Below are 16318 nucleotides of genomic sequence, written 5' to 3' on the forward strand. Positions count from 1 at the left end.
CAGGCCTCCTATGCCGTTTCCTTGTGAAACAGCTCTCTGAATACCGGGAAGATGTCTTCAACGCTGCGAATATTCTTCATCGCAAAATTATCAAAGCTCTCCTCAAGCTTTTCATATTCATGCCACAGCGTTTGGTGTGAACGTCGAGTAATTTCGATATAGGCGTAGTATTGGCAGTTAGGTAACAACTTGTTTGTTAACAACTCTTTGCAACGAGGTGAATCGTCAGCCCAGTTATCCCCATCAGAAGCTTGTGCAGCATAGATGTTCCATTCGCCAACGGGATAGCGAGCTTTAACAATTTCATCCATCAATTTCAGAGCACTGGAAACGATGGTGCCCCCGGTTTCTTGTGAGTAGAAAAACTCGTGCTCATCGACCTCTTTTGCTTGCGTATGGTGACGTATAAACACCACTTCCACGTTTTCATACGTACGATTAAGGAACAGATAGAGCAGCACATAAAAGCGCTTGGCAATGTCTTTAGTCGCTTGATCCATGGAGCCTGAAACGTCCATCAGACAAAACATGACGGCTTGGCTTGAAGGAACGGGCTTGCGCTCATAGTTTTTGAAACGTAAGTCAAACGTATCGATAAAGGGCACGCTTTCAATCGCTTTCCGTAGCTCTGCGATTTCTTGTTTAAGTTTCATTTCCTCCAGCTTTTGTGCTGGTTCTTGATTCTGGATGCGTTCCAGCTCCAGCTCTAGCTCGTGCAATAAACGTTTTTTGCCTGCAGACATTGCGGTGCGACGCGCAAGGGATTGTTGCAAGGAGCGCACAATAGAAATGTTGGAAGGCATCCCTGCGGTTTGATAGCCCGCGCGGTGTTTCTTCCACTCGGTAATTTTGTTCACCTGATTTTTCTTTAGATTTGGCAAAGCCAAGTCTTCAAATAACAGGTCTAGGTACTCATCTTTTGAAATTTGGAAAACGAAATCGTCTTGCCCTTCGCCATCGGCACTGGCATCACCGTCTCCAGCGCCACCGCCCCCTTGGCCACCTTTGGGTCTTTCGATTTTATCGCCGGTAATGAACTGGTCATTGCCAGGATGGACACGTTCTCTTAACCCCCCCTTACCTTGATGGAAAAGAGGCTCTTTGATGTCTTTGTGCGGAATAGCAACGTCCTCACCCGTCTCCGTATTGGTGATCGAGCGACGATTCACCGCATCCGCTACCGACTCTTTTATCTGCTCTTTATAGCGTCTCATGAAGCGCTGTCTGTTGACAGCGCTCTTGTTCTTGCCATTGAGCCTACGGTCTATAAATTGCGCCATGAAATTCCCCTCTCATGTTCCACAGACCTAACTCACATCCGGGTTAGGACGATTTACGTACGCGCAGGTACCACTCAGAAAGCAAGCGAACTTGTTTCTCGGTGTAGCCTTTTTCCATCATACGAGCGACAAAGTCATCGTGTTTCTTCTGGTCTTCAGAAGAGGTTTTTGCGTTAAAGGAGATAACAGGAAGAAGATCTTCGGTATTGGAGAACATTTTCTTCTCTATCACAGTGCGAAGTTTTTCATAGCTGGTCCACACAGGGTTTTGACCGTTGTTACTGGCTTTCGCACGAAGCACAAAGTTAACGATTTCATTACGGAAATCTTTTGGATTAGAGATGCCCGCTGTTTTCTCAATTTTCTCCAACTCACCGTTCAAGGCCGAGCGGTCAAACAGCTGCCCCGTTTCTGGATCGCGGTATTCTTGATCTTGGATCCAGAAGTCTGCGTACGTGACATAGCGATCAAAGATGTTCTGACCATATTCGGAATAAGATTCAAGGTAAGCGGTTTGAATTTCTTTACCGATGAACTCGACGTAGCGAGGCACCAAGTAGCCTTTCAAGAATTCCAAGTAACGTTCAGCCGTTTCTTGCGGGAACTGCTCACGCTCCACTTGCTGTTCGATGACATAGAAGAGGTGGACAGGGTTAGCGGCCACTTCAGTTTGGTCGAAGTTAAACACACGAGAGAGAATCTTGAACGCAAAGCGCGTTGAGAGCCCCTTCATGCCTTCGTCCACGCCCGCATAATCGCGGTACTCTTGATAGCTCTTGGCTTTTGGATCGGTATCTTTCAACGTTTCGCCATCGTATACCCGCATTTTAGAGAAAATGGACGAGTTTTCCGGCTCTTTGAGGCGGGAAAGAATACTGAATTGAGCCAACAGTTCTAGCGTACTGGGTGAACATGGCGCTTTGGAAAGCTCAGAGTGCTCTAGCAATTTCTGGTAAATTTTCACTTCTTCAGAAACGCGTAAACAGTAAGGAACTTTGACGATATAGACGCGGTCCAAAAACGCTTCGTTGTTTTTGTTGTTACGGAAAGTCTGCCACTCGGATTCATTGGAGTGAGCCAATATCATGCCTTCAAATGGAATCGCAGAGAGTCCCTCAGTACCGTTAAAGTTGCCTTCTTGAGTCGCCGTCAAGAGAGGGTGAAGCACCTTGATGGGCGCTTTAAACATCTCTACGAACTCCATCAAACCTTGGTTTGCTTTACATAACGCACCAGAGTAGCTGTAGGCATCGGGATCGTCTTGCGAATAATGTTCCAGTTTGCGGATGTCAACTTTACCAACAAGAGATGAAATATCTTGGTTGTTTTCATCGCCCGGTTCGGTTTTTGCGATACCGATTTGATCGAGAATGGAAGGGCGAACCTTCACGACTTTAAACTGACTGATATCCCCACCAAACTCATGCAGACGTTTAGCTGCCCAAGGTGACATGATGGAGCGTAAATAACGTTTTTCGATGCCATATTCTTTTTGCAATATTTCGCCATCTTCATTGACGTCAAACAAGCAGAAAGGGTGGTCGTTTACAGGGCTGCGTTTCCCGTTGGCGGTGAGCACGTAAATCGGCATTTGTTGCATTAATGCTTTGAGCTTTTCTGCCAGCGACGATTTACCACCGCCCACTGGGCCCAGTAGGTAAAGAATCTGCTTGCGTTCTTCCAGCCCTTGAGCGGCGTGTTTTAGGTAGGAGACGATCTGTTCAATCGCTTCTTCCATTCCATAGAAATCTTTAAAGGTTTTATAGCGTGAAATCACACGGTTAGAGAAAATACGACTTAATCGTGGATGCATCGACGTATCGACTAACTCAGGTTCTCCGATGGCCATAAGAAGTCGTTCAGCGGCATTCGCATAGGCACTTTTGTCATCTTTACATAGTGCAAGAAAGTCCTGTATCGACATCTCTTCATCTTTTGCTGCTTCATAGCGCGCTTGATAGTGGTCAAAAATACTCATGTCACATTCCCCTTCTTATTCGGTCTGCTGACGAACGTTGGCAAATATCGTCCCTTCTCATTGATAAGCCTAGACGGGGATTTTCAATTTTGCCCAATAAATTATGCATTTATTTAAGATAGGTGAGAGTTTGTTGCTTACTGTTCTGGCGGGTTTTTTTCCTAATCAAAGAGTTTGAACCAAGGTGAGACAAGGAAAGTTAGATAATTGAAAGAATGGATACTGCTAACTTAGTATTGAAGTTTTTTGTCGTGTAAATTGGGATTTTTTTGTCTTGAATACGCAAAAAAGGCTGACGCTGGTCAACCTTTCTATTTGAAATCAATCTGTTTGTCCGCGAAGCGTTAAACGCTAAGCGCTCAAACTAGGCATTAAAAATTTGGCGCAGTTCTGTCGCACATAAGTGGTATTGACGAGGGCACTTGCGCCAAGTCGCCAACATGCGGCGGTATTTTTCCAGCATCGGCATTTGGCTGTTGAAGTGGTGGTCGCCTTTATCGAATTGAGGGTAGAGACCTTCAGATTCTGTTAAGAATCGAACGTAGTGAACCAATTGTGCTTCAGAGGCAATATCAAAACCGAGGAACTGAAGGCGACGCTGATCAACCTGAGTAGATTCATCCGCATCGAGCATGCGGAAAGACTCTTGCATTGCATGGTACATTTCCATCACATCGATAATTTCTTTACAAAGTGCTTCAGTGATGCAGCCGTAATCTTTGTTCAACTCACGCATTTGCAGCTCATAGCCACGCTCAACGATGGTCTGAAAACGTTGATATTTTTCGGCATTTTCAGGGTCGAGCTGAGACATCAACTTGTACTGGTTGGATAGGATCAATCGTTGTGCATTCGACATTTCCATGGTGACCTCACTATATATTCTCTAATTGTGTTGTTGACGTTAGGTTAGCGGAACATCACACGATGAAACATGATCTCAACACAGTTTTAATGGGAAAAATGGAAAATTTGTTTGTTGATCTGAGCACTATTTTCGGTAGTGGTTGTAAATGTAATCACGGTCTGAAAAGACGCGTAGCCACTCTGGTTTAAAGACGCAGAGCACGGCCAAAGACATCCCATTGAGTAGCGCTTCAGGAAAGGCGAGCAGAGGCATAAAAATGAAATAGTTGTGCCATATGGTTTGCCAGTCGTAATGGCCAACATAGAGATGATAAAGGGCATTAATGAGCAGGTGAACGCTGCCAGTAAGTCCTGCGTTGAAAAAACCAGCAATAAAAATAAACACAAAGATGTTTCTCGGCAAATAGTGATAGCTGAGTACGAAAACCGCGTAAGAAAACAGAACTGGGGTGAGGGAAGAGAGGAGAATCGTACTTGGCAACTGCTGTATCGTTAGATCACCAAATGCGATGAGTAACGCGTAGACAGGAAGAGTGAGCAAAAATGCCATTCTCCAGCCGAACATCATGGTGAGCGTGGTCAGTGCAAGAAAATGGATGTATAACCCTTCTTTGACTCCTGCTTGAGCATTCCAAAGCAAAAATAGCAGCAACATCACTGCAAACGTCATGTGTTGGAAAGGCTTGTCTGCCACCAGCTTCGGGAGAAAGGTTTTGAGGAAGTCATCTTTGCAACCAAACCCAATCACCAGCAAGACAACGCCTAAGCAAAGAAAGGCAAATACATCCATGTCATTCATACCTGTAGATAAAACAATACCCACTTAAAGTGGGTATTGAATAAAGAATACGATGCTTAGTATTTCACATTGCTATGGTATTGCGAAAGGATAGAAACAATATTATCCATCGTCTCTTTTGGTGGGGGATTCACCCCTTCCAGTGGATACTCTAGACCCAACGCTTCCCATTTGTGAGCGCCAAGCTTGTGGTAAGGAAGCAGTTCGACCTTCTCGATGTTGTCCATGTCTTTGATGAACTCACCAAGCATATGAGCCGCTTCAGGATCATCGGTATACCCCGGAACGACCACGTAACGAATCCACGTTGTTTGCCCAATTTTATGTAAGTAGCGAGCAAAATCGAGAGTACGACGGTTGGAAACGCCGATGAAATCATGATGGATTTCATCTTTCATGTGTTTGATATCGAGCATCACCAAATCGGTTGCTTCTAATACTTCGTCAACAACGTCAGTGTGCTTACGGATATAACCGTTGGTATCCAAACAAGTGTGAATACCTTCAGCATGCGCCGCGCGGAATAGATCACGCACGAATTCAGGTTGCAGCATCGCTTCGCCACCGGAGCAAGTGATACCACCACCAGAGGCGTTCATAAAATGACGATAAGATTTCGCTTCCTTGATGATCTCTTCGACGGTGACCTCTTTACCGTCGTGAGTGTCCCATGTATCGCGGTTGTGGCAATACATACAACGCATCAGACAGCCCTGCATAAAAACAATAAAACGAATACCTGGTCCGTCAACCGTTCCACAGGATTCAAAAGAGTGAATACGACCCGTTGTTGTCATGTCTAGCTCTCAATTCTTATCAAATTTCGGCTGTTATTTTATTACAAAAACTGGGGTTAAAACAGTATACAAAACACGGGAATCAGCCTCTGAGCAAGAAAAGTGACTCAGCATGATGAGAAAAACCTGATGGCAGGCTAATGACATTTGTGTTGATTGTGATTATTGTTATAAATGTAAACATAACGTTAATTATTACAATAAGAAAATGTGCTGTAGGGAATTAGACCATGGATATGCTTGCGCTTTCTCAGAAACGTAAAATTCAGCTGTTTTTGAGTATTTTGACTTTGGGTTTTGTTGCTCTTGCTGCTTATACCTCTAACCAACTCACCTCATTGACCGATCAGTATTCGCAAAGTAGTCGAGTATCGACTGGGGCAGGGCAGATCGCTCAAACCCAAGTAGAGCTTTTACAGTTAACCGGGAAACTGGGCCAACTGACCGCCACTCAAGTGAATGCCATTCAAGCGGATGTCACGCATTTGGAGCAAAACGTTCGCCAAGCAGGTGAAACTCTCGTCCAGTTTGACCTCACTACACAAGCTGACAACATGCAGCAAGCGGTTAATGCGTTAGCCAAGTCGCTGGCTCCGTGGCTCAGCGTTAAATCAGAACTTGGTTTTAATGTTGATGAAGGCAAATTAGGCCAGCTAAAAGATCTGGCGAAGGTTATCGAACAGAAGATCGAAGAAACAGGCATGGTGACGATTAACTCCGACTTTCAAGCCATGATCAAAACCCAGCAAAATTACTTGTTGCAGCCAAATGAACAGAACATGAAATTGTTTAATCGTGCAATGGCGATGTTCGTTAACGTCTCAAACAGTTATGGCATGTTGGATATCTATGAGAAAGAGATCGAACAGTTTAAACAAACGTTTATTCGAGTCAGTGAGCTTTCTCAGCAATTGGGTGCGCTTGAACAGCAGTTGAAAAACAACCAGCGTGAGGCGATCAACTTAATCCAACAAGCTTCAGAGCAGTTGGATGCGGTCGCGGACGATCAGCAACAGCGAGCCGCATCTTCTGCGAGTGAAACACAGTGGTCGGTATTGATCGCATTAGCGGCACTAGCGGTGTTTACCATCGTGATCTTCCTCAGCATCAGTGTGTCGCTAACTCGCTCACTTGAGCGTATTAGCCAAGTGATTAAAGCCGTTTCCAATGGCGATTTGTCTCGCCGATTGACACTCAGTAGTAACGCAAACGATGAGTTTAATCAGTTGTCCCAGTCGGTCAATGAGAGTTGTGAAAATCTCGGCAAACTTGTTTCTGAAGTGCAAGAAAGCAGTCATTCACTGGCTGGGCATGCAGGAGAGCTGCGAGTCGGGCTCGATAAATTTGCGCATCACCAAGGAGAGATCCTTGGTCAAACCCAACTGCTTGCCTCAGCAACCGAAGAGGTGAGCGTGACAACGCAAGAGGTGTCTAATTCACTGGAATTCGTGACCCAAATTAGTCGAGCATCAAACCAAGCGGCAGAAGATGGCGGAAAAATCATTTCAGAAGCGATTGGCTCACTTGAGCAGGTCGCGCAAATTCTCAACTCAGCGGCTGGACACATCAGTCAATTAGAAGAAGCGTCCTCAAAAATTGACTCGGTGATGGACATCATCAACGGCATCGCTGAACAGACCAACCTGCTGGCACTCAATGCCGCCATAGAAGCCGCCCGTGCAGGGGAGCAAGGACGTGGTTTTGCTGTTGTAGCCGATGAAGTTCGTAGCCTCGCCGTGCGTACCGTCGATGCGGTGAGTGAAATCACTGGCACCATTCAAACCATGAAAAATGAAAGTGCTGAGGTTATCCAATACATCAGTAGCTCGGGTCAAACAATAGAAAAAGGCCAACAAAAAGGGCATGAAGCGATGGATGCGCTCAAACACATTACTGCCAAAGCCGATGAAGCTAACCATCAAACAGAGATTATTCTTTCATCGATCAAAGAACTGGCCACCACCAGTCAATCCATGGCAGACAGCATGACGCAAATCTCTCAAGCGATGCGTGAGCTGGAAAGTAACAATGGTGAGCTGCGAGACGTCAGCCAGCTTGTTGATGACAGTTCACGTCAGTTGAGTAATGAATGTCAAAAATTCACGATTTGATCTGACCTTGAAAAGCAAAAGCGGGATAACTCAATGATCCCGCTTTTTTTAAGTCGAACTTTTGGCGTTGGAAAACCTGTCGTTAGAAAAAGGCGTAGAGAGAGAGTGCACCATTGCCGTAGATTCGTTCTGGCGCTTCTTTGTATTCAGGGGTCTTAGCTGACAGCGCGAAACTCAAGCCAACACGACGGTTATACAATGCCACACCCGCTACAGCAGTACTCTGCCAATGTTGCATGGTCACATCATATTGGTCGGATGGCTCTGGCAATCCGGAGCGCTCACCTTCTAATGTGAGGTCATTAAAACGATAACGAGTTGAAAGCCCCGTATAGACAAACCAACCGTATGGGGAATTCCCCATCATGCTCGCGTGAAAAGGATTCTCGGTTGAAATGCTCGCTGCACCAAGCGTATTGGCTAAATCTGAACCGTAGCGAAACATCACGCCAGACGCGACATCAGTGCGGAAATTACCTGCGTTGGCCTCGAAAATATGACTCATTTCCCAATTCGACTCCGTGAGATTTGCAGAGCGCATCAGCAGGTCATGGCGTTGATAACCAACACTACCAGCAAAATAATCATCCACTTGATACTCCCAACCATTTGGATCCGTGGAGCCTGTAATGCTATGCACCAGCTTTTGCGCTTTTTCGGATAGCGCATTTTCGCCAGTGGTGCCTAACGTTAGGTTGTAACGCACGGCTTGTTGTGGATGGAGAGAAAGGTAGTTGAGCTCTGCGTGAAAGTAGCCCGCATAGGGGCGATCATTTGGAGTGGGGGTTGTCTGAGAAATATCAGAAGGGGTCCACATTTTGTGGCCAATGGAAAACGCCCACTTATCAATAGACCCACCTTGTTTATCCGCCAAACTCAAACGTTTGACTTGGTGTTCTGAACTTAGAGCTGGTGAGGCGTAAGCAAAGAAAATACCGTTGGTGTAATCTTGGTCTACGCCAAAAATACCATCGTTATCGAGACTGAACGAGGTTGTTGATTTGACCGAAGCAAAAGCCATCGGTGAGAGCAGCAATAAAAATAGGGACTTGGACAACTTCATACTAAATCCGTGTTTTTGGCGACATCATACAGCAAAAGCGTCTCTCTGAGCGAAAATATATCGTCAATTATAGTTGGAATAATGATCTGACCATGACTCGCTGAAGAAAACCATTTTCTATGACAGAGTGAGCGAGCGAGGAAGGAAGAAAGTAAGGTAGGAGGTTCTACTCCCAAAAAATAAAAAACCGGCAACTGAGTGCCGGTTTTGCTAACTGAGCTCTAGATTATAGAGATTCAGTGAAAGTACGTGCGATAACGTCAGCTTGTTGCTCTGCAGTTAGAGAGTTAAAGCGAACTGCGTATCCAGATACACGGATAGTTAGCTGAGGGTACTTCTCTGGGTGCTTAACTGCGTCTAGAAGCGTGTCACGGTTTAGAACGTTTACGTTCAAGTGTTGACCGCCTTCGATGCCAGCTTCGTGGTGGAAGTAACCATCCATCAGACCAGCAAGGTTAGCGCGTTGAGCGTTCTCATCTTTACCAAGTGCGTTAGGTACGATAGAGAAGGTGTAAGAGATACCGTCTTTCGCGTGAGCAAATGGTAGTTTACCTACTGAAGTTAGAGACGCTACAGCACCTTTCTCATCACGACCGTGCATTGGGTTTGCACCTGGTGCAAATGGAGCACCTGCGCGACGACCGTCTGGCGTATTACCTGTCTTCTTACCGTATACCACGTTTGATGTGATAGTTAGGATAGACTGAGTAGGAACAGCATCACGGTAAGTCTTAAGCTTACGGATCTTGTTCATGAACACTTCAACAAGTTCACAAGCGATGTCATCTACGCGAGCATCGTTGTTACCGAATTTAGGGTAGTCGCCTTCGATTTCGAAGTCGATAGCTACGCCATCTTCGTCACGGATTGGTTTCACTTTCGCGTACTTGATTGCAGATAGTGAGTCAGCTGCGATAGATAGACCAGCGATACCACAAGCCATTGTGCGGTAAACGTCACGGTCATGTAGTGCCATTAGTGCAGACTCATAGCTGTACTTGTCGTGCATGAAGTGTATTGCGTTTAGTGCAGCAACGTATTGCTTCGCTAGCCAGTCCATGAAGTGGTCTAGGTTGTTCCACACTTCGTCGAAGCTTAGGACTTCTGAAGTGATCTTAGGCATTACTGGGCCAACTTGCATTTTCAGCTTCTCATCAACACCACCGTTGATTGCGTAAAGCATCGTTTTTGCAAGGTTTGCACGAGCGCCGAAGAACTGCATTTGCTTACCAACAACCATTGGAGATACACAACATGCGATTGCGTAGTCGTCAGAGTTCATGTCTGGACGCATTAGGTCGTCGTTTTCGTACTGGATTGAAGAAGTATCGATAGATACTTTCGCACAGAACTTCTTGAAGCCTTCAGGTAGTTGCTCAGACCAAAGTACAGTGATGTTTGGCTCTGGAGAAGGACCCATAGTGTATAGAGAGTTTAGGAAACGGAAGTTTGAACGCGTTACTAGCGTACGACCGTCAAGACCCATACCACCCATAGATTCTGTTGCCCAGATTGGGTCGCCAGAGAATAGATCATCGTACTCAGGAGTACGTAGGAAACGAACCATACGTAGTTTCATTACGAAGTGGTCGATCATTTCCTGAGCTTCAACTTCAGTGATCTTGCCAGCAGCGATATCACGCTCGATGTACACGTCTAGGAACGTAGAAGTACGGCCTAGAGACATTGCAGCACCGTTTTGAGACTTAACAGCCGCTAGGTAGCCGAAGTAAGTCCACTGGATAGCTTCTTGTGCAGTTTCAGCTGGGCGAGAAATATCGTAACCGTATTTCGCTGCCATCACTTTCATTTGACCTAGAGCGCGGTGTTGCTCAGCAATCTCTTCACGAAGTTGCATAGTCATTTGAAGATCTTCACCGTTCTCAAAACGCTCTTGTAGAGACTTGAATTGAGCCAGTTTGTCCTTCATTAGGAAGTCGATACCGTAAAGTGCAACACGACGGTAGTCACCGATGATACGACCACGGCCGTAAGCGTCTGGAAGACCAGTTAGAACACCAGACTTACGACAAGCTAGGATATCTGGAGTGTAGATATCGAATACGCCAGCGTTGTGTGTTTTGCGGTATTCAGAGTAGATTTTAGAGATTTGAGGATCGAGTTCACGACCGTAAACTTTACAAGAACCCTCAACCATGCGGATACCACCGTTAGGGATGATAGCGCGTTTTAGAGGTGCGTCAGTTTGTAGACCAACGATAGTCTCTAGATCTTTTTCAATGTAGCCTGCATCGTGAGCAGTGATGGTAGAGATTAGGTCAGTATCGAAATCAACTGGAGCGTGAGTTGAGTTCTCAATTTTGATACCTTCCATTACCTTAGCCCAAAGCTTGTTGGTTGCTTCAGTACCTTCAGAAACTAGGAAAGATTCGTCGCCTTCGTACGGAGTGTAGTTCTTCTGAATGAAATCACGAACGTTTACTTCGTTTTGCCAGTCACCTGCTGCAAAACCTTCCCAAGCTTTAGCAAATTGCTCTGCCATGACATACCTACCTTTTTAGTAGAAAAAACACGTACTGTTGTGGCTGTTGAGCCAGCCATCCTCTCATTAAAGAGGAGCAGTACACTCTTATGAATAACAATATGTATCGATTTGCGAACTGTTCATAAAACGATACATATTGTCACTGAGTTTCATGTCTTGCCTTATTAACTTTCCTTCAGGGTATACTAAAATTTTTTTGCAAACCTTAAACTAAATCAATAAAAGCTAAAAAAACTCAATAAAATTTGGGTGGTGACCAGCACCACCCAAACTTTTTTTGAACGCTTATAGCCAAGCTTTGATGCCGTACTGGCTTTCTAGCATACCAACTGCAAGCATAGCAACTAGACAGATAATAAGAACACCACCAGGAATCACTACTTTATCGACAAAAGATAGTTTAGATGCGCGCTCTTTGTCACCAATCAGACCATTATTATCTAGTAGCATGGTCAATGCCCAAGCTAGAACTGGGTTCACAACCGCAGAACCAAAGATACAGATACCCGCTGCTTGCGAATCTTTTGTGCTACGAACCATCTGCATACCCGCTTCAAGTAGAGGTAAGAATACACCTACTAATAGCGCACAACGCATTACTGGTGGCCATACCGCGACGTCCATTGGGAAGCCAAGAATCGCAATCGTCATAACCAAACAGCCTAGGATAATTGCACCACCAGGAATTGGACGCTTCGCAATCGCGGCTGGGATCATGTATGTACCCCAAGACGATGTGATGTTACCGCCACCAAGTGCAGTACCCACCATTTGACGAATAGAACACATGGTCATGGTGTCATCGACATCCATCAGCACTTTTTCTGTCTTCTTAGGATAGTTCAATTCTTGGAAAATACGGTGACCAAGGAAATCTGGAGACCACATTGCTACCGCTAGAATCGCAAATGGTAGAGAAGCGATAAAGTGTTGTAGCGTTGGTAGGCCAAGTTGCCAACCAGTCTCAGTGCTGCCCCACCAGTAAACTGGGTTCAGGTTAGGTAGGCCCATTTCCGTTTCGAACTTAAGATCAAAACCTGCACCTAGCGCAAGTGCAATCACCAAGCCAGTAAACGCACACACTGGGATTGCTAGCCAACGTAGGTTGAGTTTAGCAAGCAGTGCGTAAATAACGATGTTAATGCCAAGCACAACCAAACCAATGTAGCCTAGGCTGCCAGCTGCAACGTCAGCAGATTGCAGGCCAACGGCCCATTCTTGAATGGAGGTAATTTGGCTCATCGTCCCGGTAAAACCGAGGAAGATCAACAAGCCGCCTGCGGTACCTTCGGAGGTCAGGTTCACCAGTTTAGAACCACCTTTAAAGTAGCTCAGTAGGAGACCAAACACGCCAAGTAGAAGTGCCAATGCAAGAGGGTGAGCACCAGCGAGAGCAATCGCGCCGATAAGAGGGATCATTGGACCGTGGTTACCGGCTAAGTTAGCTCGTGGGTTGACAAAGCCAGATGCGATAACACAGAAGAATAACGCTGGGAACAACATTTCCACACGCGCCACTTCGATAGCAAATTCTTTACCTAAATTGATGTGGTCCCAAGCTTGGGTTAGACCGTCTGCCCAAGACATCATTACTGCAGAGTACATCGCGATAATACCGATAGTACCAGCAAGCGCAGGAACAAGGTCCTCAAGTTCAAAACGGAAGTCACGACCAGGAAGGTTCAAACCGAAACGGCGCGGTTTCATAATTTGCAGTTCGTGGTCTAGGTAGTCTGAGCGGCTGGCAAATTCAGAAGCTGGACGATGAAGCTCACTGTAGCTCTTCGTTTCAATATCTGAATCAGAATGCACTTTATTCACTGCGTCTGACATAGATTCCTCATATATTTAAAAAGTTAGTAATTCGATCTGAATTCTATAGTCCGCATCCTGCGGGTTCTTCCTGTTATAGCCGATGCTAGGTGTTAGGGTTATTGTCGCACGAATACCACGTGCCTAAGCATAGCTAAATTTCACTAATTTTGACGGCTGAGATCAGCCTCAACTTTACGGCCGAGTCTAGCAAGTTAACCCTTTGGGGTGATTGATTTAGATCACTTTAAGAAAAGATGTGAAAGAAAACTACAGAAAGTAGCTGGCATGCGAAAAGTCCTTGGTTTTTATGTGTAATTTGCTTTCATAGCACGTCTGTTTTTAGAAAATTTAAAACAAATATGCGTCTAGGTGAACACTTCTGTTTGTATTGTGATCAGCAGTTAACATAAGTTGGCGTTATTTTTGCAAGGATGCCGCCAGTGACTTTTAATTGGCGAAACTTTGCCGTATCAGGATGAGAGAATGACAAAATTAAAAATGATGCCGCTAGTGGCAATGATTTCTGCGGGGTTAGTCGGCTGTGGTGGCAGTAGTGGTGGCGGCGGTGGCGGTGGCCCTGTTGTCAAAACTTATACATGGCAAGTTGTTGATTTGTATAAGGTTGAACGTTCAAAGGTACCTGCTGGTTGTGCTATTTTTGCAAATGTTAGCGATGGTAGTGGTGACGTAATAGCATCAAGAGTAGCAGATAGAGGTTATCGAGTTCTATTCCATAAAAGTGACGGTACTGTTGATGCTGACAAAACTATTAGTGGTTCAGCCATCCCAGCAACTGGTGCTATCACATTTAAGGAAACGGATATTCCAGATGGTGGATATGTTTCTATAGAAGAGTATTCAGGTTTTTCTGCTGGTTTACTTGACAGTTCTATATTCGGAGTTCAGAAAGATCTCATGCAGAACATGACCATTGCCATCCGTACTGAGCAAGCAACTAATAACAGTTGCTATAAAGGCGAAAAAGAGCCTGAAGATCTTACGAATGCAAATGCGGTGATGACTGTGACAGCCAATAACAGCCCTGCCTATTTTATGACAAGTGCATCTAGAAGTTTTGTTAGTGGAGGCACGCAGCCGGTAGGCTTGTCGGTACATTCAGGTGTTCCGTCGCTTGAGAAAAAGTTAATAACAGCGTTTTCTACTTATTCTAATGGTGAAGCGAATAACCTGACTCAATATGTTATAGCTCCAATTGGTGCAGTTTATGATTCAACGGTTACCAATACTCCTCCAATGGTTCCAGTTTTAGACGGCACAAACGTAGATCAGCACAATTTCATTGCGACAGATTTGGCGTTAAGCAACAGTGGTGTAGAAGTTGTTTTGAGTGGAGAAGTTTACGAATGGCAACCCTTATATGACTCAACAAACAACTATTCGATAGTTACCAATGACAGCAACTTAAGTCAATGGAGTTTGCGTTTAAATGGTGTCACTCCTTCTTCTATAGGAGGATGGAACTATTCAGCGCAAAAGACAGTAAGTGGAGAAGATATTTCAATCACTTATCCGACGTTATCTAGCTTTGCGGGAAGCGCAATTTCTAGTGCAAACTGTTCTGGTGTTTACTGTGTAAAAACAGAAGGTTTTGCTGAAACTAGTTTTCAGGTTCAAAGAACAGCGATACGCTCTTTAAGCGTTGGTAATAGGAACTTCTATCAAACTGTCTACTCAACGCCTGCTAAATCTCAGGTTGTATTACAAAGTGCCAGTGAGGTTATTGCACCAAAGTCTACTGATGTCATTGAAGTAGCGTTGGTTGATTCAGACGCGAAGTTACTAGACAGCGCAAAATACCTGATGGAGTCTTCACTAAATAAAGAAAACCATCTTCCACCTGGCGGAAGCGTGGCTTATAAAGATTTTGTGGGTGTTGTAATGTTGCCTAGCGAGCAACTCAAATATAAGAAGCTGATGATGGATCAAAACTATCAAGCTCTTTCAAACAGAGTTAACTAATATTTATCTGTGCTAGTTAACGAAAATTAAACATGAGAAGCCTCCCCTTGGAGGCTTTTTTTATGTCTTCTATGCATCGTTAAAAGAATATATTGCTAAATTGTGAATATAAATCTACTTTTCGTTTTTAACTATGCCAAAAATGCAGGTTAATAATTTGTTGCAACTCAATTGATAGGATGCTAGTTTGTATCCATTCAAGGGGCCGGAGTGCCTTGGCAGTGACAAAAAACACAGGGAGTACAAGCGCATGCATGACGTACCAGCGCTGGATATCAAACAACTGCACAAAACGTTTGGTCAGAATGAAGTGCTAAAAGGCATTTCACTTGCTGCACACAAAGGAGACGTTATTTCCATCATTGGCTCTTCCGGCTCCGGTAAGAGTACCTTCCTTAGATGCATCAACTTACTAGAAACGCCTACCGCAGGTGAAATTTGGGTTAATGGCGAATTAATCCAGATGAAAAACAACCGTGCGGGTGAGGCGGTTCCAGCCAATGAAAAGCAAGTCCAACGTATCCGTTCGCGCTTGGCGATGGTTTTTCAGGGCTTTAACCTCTGGTCTCACATGACGGTGCTACAAAATGTGATTGAAGCGCCCGTTCATGTACTGGGTGTGCCCAAAGCTGAGGCGATCGAAAAAGCAGAAATGCTGCTGAAAAAAGTCGGCTTGTATGAGCGTAAAGATTACTACCCAGGACACTTATCTGGTGGTCAGCAACAGCGTGCTGCGATTGCTCGCGCCCTTGCGGTTGACCCTGAAGTGATGCTGTTTGACGAGCCGACATCGGCGCTCGATCCAGAGTTGGTCGGTGAAGTGTTAGGGGTAATGCGAGATCTGGCAGATGAAGGCCGCACCATGTTAGTGGTGACGCATGAAATGGCGTTTGCTCGTGATGTCTCTAACCACGTGATGTTCCTACATCAAGGATTGGTCGAAGAACAAGGCGCACCGTCAAAGCTGTTCACCAATCCTGATTCAGAGCGCTTAAAGCAGTTTATTTCATCGATTTATTAAAAAGGTGATGGGTATTCTATCGTACTAGAACCTAGAACCTAGAACCTAGAACCTAGAACCTAGAACCTAGAACCTAGAACCTAGAACCTAGAACCTAGAAC

At 45.0% G+C, this 16318-nt stretch carries 11 protein-coding genes; 3 read left to right on the plus strand and 8 right to left on the minus strand.

The window, feature by feature from the left end:
* Nucleotides 1–8: 8 nt before the first annotated feature.
* From PQQ36_RS17430 to pflA, 5 genes are all read right to left on the minus strand, one after another.
* A complete protein-coding gene (locus tag PQQ36_RS17430; RefSeq protein ID WP_011150828.1) occupies nt 9–1280 on the minus strand; it encodes a YeaH/YhbH family protein in 1272 nt (423 codons plus the stop codon).
* A 43-nt stretch (nt 1281–1323) separates the two neighbouring features.
* Nucleotides 1324–3258 carry a PrkA family serine protein kinase gene (locus tag PQQ36_RS17435; RefSeq protein WP_011079978.1) on the minus strand — a complete coding sequence of 645 codons (1935 nt, stop codon included), beginning with the start codon at nt 3256–3258 and terminating at the stop codon, nt 1324–1326.
* A 364-nt stretch (nt 3259–3622) separates the two neighbouring features.
* Complete coding sequence (locus PQQ36_RS17440; protein ID WP_011079979.1) at nt 3623–4123, minus strand: YfbU family protein; 501 nt, start codon at nt 4121–4123, stop codon at nt 3623–3625.
* A 126-nt stretch (nt 4124–4249) separates the two neighbouring features.
* Nucleotides 4250–4915 (minus strand): energy-coupling factor ABC transporter permease, encoded by a 666-nt coding sequence (locus tag PQQ36_RS17445; RefSeq protein ID WP_026130692.1) that lies wholly within the window; start codon nt 4913–4915, stop codon nt 4250–4252.
* A gap of 65 nt (nt 4916–4980) precedes the next feature.
* A complete protein-coding gene (pflA, locus tag PQQ36_RS17450) occupies nt 4981–5721 on the minus strand; it encodes a pyruvate formate lyase 1-activating protein (RefSeq protein WP_011079981.1) in 741 nt (246 codons plus the stop codon).
* Nucleotides 5722–5951: 230 nt separating this feature from the next.
* Here pflA and PQQ36_RS17455 point away from each other — a divergent pair, with 230 nt between their 5' ends.
* A complete protein-coding gene (locus tag PQQ36_RS17455; RefSeq protein ID WP_273661903.1) occupies nt 5952–7832 on the plus strand; it encodes a methyl-accepting chemotaxis protein in 1881 nt (626 codons plus the stop codon).
* A gap of 82 nt (nt 7833–7914) precedes the next feature.
* On the opposite strand, the gene PQQ36_RS17460 is transcribed toward PQQ36_RS17455, so the two are convergent.
* The 3 genes from PQQ36_RS17460 to PQQ36_RS17470 all read right to left on the minus strand — a co-directional run bounded on the left by PQQ36_RS17460 (nt 7915) and on the right by PQQ36_RS17470 (nt 13234).
* Complete coding sequence (locus PQQ36_RS17460; RefSeq protein WP_017790169.1) at nt 7915–8895, minus strand: lipid A deacylase LpxR family protein; 981 nt, start codon at nt 8893–8895, stop codon at nt 7915–7917.
* Nucleotides 8896–9121: 226 nt separating this feature from the next.
* On the minus strand, nt 9122–11398 hold the full coding sequence (gene pflB, locus PQQ36_RS17465; RefSeq protein ID WP_011079984.1) for a formate C-acetyltransferase: 2277 nt from the start codon (nt 11396–11398) through the stop codon (nt 9122–9124).
* A 288-nt stretch (nt 11399–11686) separates the two neighbouring features.
* Complete coding sequence (locus PQQ36_RS17470) at nt 11687–13234, minus strand: DUF3360 family protein (RefSeq protein WP_011079985.1); 1548 nt, start codon at nt 13232–13234, stop codon at nt 11687–11689.
* 465 nt (nt 13235–13699) lie between these two features.
* Between PQQ36_RS17470 and PQQ36_RS17475 the strand changes: the two genes are divergently transcribed.
* Together PQQ36_RS17475 and PQQ36_RS17480 are read left to right on the plus strand one after the other, a co-directional pair.
* Nucleotides 13700–15196, plus strand: a complete 1497-nt coding sequence (locus tag PQQ36_RS17475) for a hypothetical protein (RefSeq protein WP_225485776.1) — start codon at nt 13700–13702, stop codon at nt 15194–15196.
* Between the two features lie 250 nt (nt 15197–15446).
* A complete protein-coding gene (locus PQQ36_RS17480) occupies nt 15447–16217 on the plus strand; it encodes an ABC transporter ATP-binding protein (RefSeq protein ID WP_011079987.1) in 771 nt (256 codons plus the stop codon).
* The last annotated feature ends 101 nt before the right edge of the window (nt 16218–16318 follow it).

The organism is Vibrio sp. CCUG 15886, assembly GCF_028570825.1.
GTDB lineage: Bacteria > Pseudomonadota > Gammaproteobacteria > Enterobacterales > Vibrionaceae > Vibrio > Vibrio vulnificus_B.